Annotated in this window: 1 pseudogene; it reads left to right on the forward strand. The window is 58.4% G+C overall.

From position 1 onward, the window contains the following. Nucleotides 1-130: 130 nt before the first annotated feature. Nucleotides 131-546: pseudogene (locus ACOCD2_RS25665) on the forward strand (hypothetical protein); the annotation flags it as partial.

Genomic DNA, 546 nt, shown 5'->3' on the forward strand with positions numbered 1-546 from the left:
GAATTTGTGGGTAGCAGAGGTGGGTTTGAGGCAAATGATCAGGTCTGTCCTGTCGGGGTAGAGCACCCCACCCGGTCTCTGAGAAGATGGAGTTGTGAAACCATCATCAACTCAGAGGGAAGCAAGTGGGATGCAGCTCAAGACTATCCTGAACCGGGTGCATAAATTCAAGTCATTTGTCTACAAGTCGGTGCGCTGGGTTGGTAACGAAGCGGCACCCGAGCTGGAAGTCGAGGTTGCCGAGCGGGCGAATGGCAAGCCGGTCTGCTCGGGCTGCTGCCACCATCGCCCAGGCTATGATCGACTGGCGAAGCGCCGATTCGAGTTTGTTCCGTTGTGGAGGATCAAGGTGTTTCTGGTGTATGCCCCACGCCGGGTCGAATGCCCCAGCTGTGGGATTCGCGTGGAACAAATGCCCTGGGCCATGGGGGAAACGGCCACTGACCAGAGCCTATGGCTGGTTTCTGGCGAGCTGGGCCAGGCGGCTCTCCTGGAAGGAGACGGCGGAAGTCTTCCGAACCTCCTGGGAAAGCGTATTCCGCTCCG

The organism is Thiolapillus sp. (assembly GCF_048562965.1).
GTDB lineage: Bacteria > Pseudomonadota > Gammaproteobacteria > Chromatiales > Chromatiaceae > Thiolapillus > Thiolapillus brandeum_A.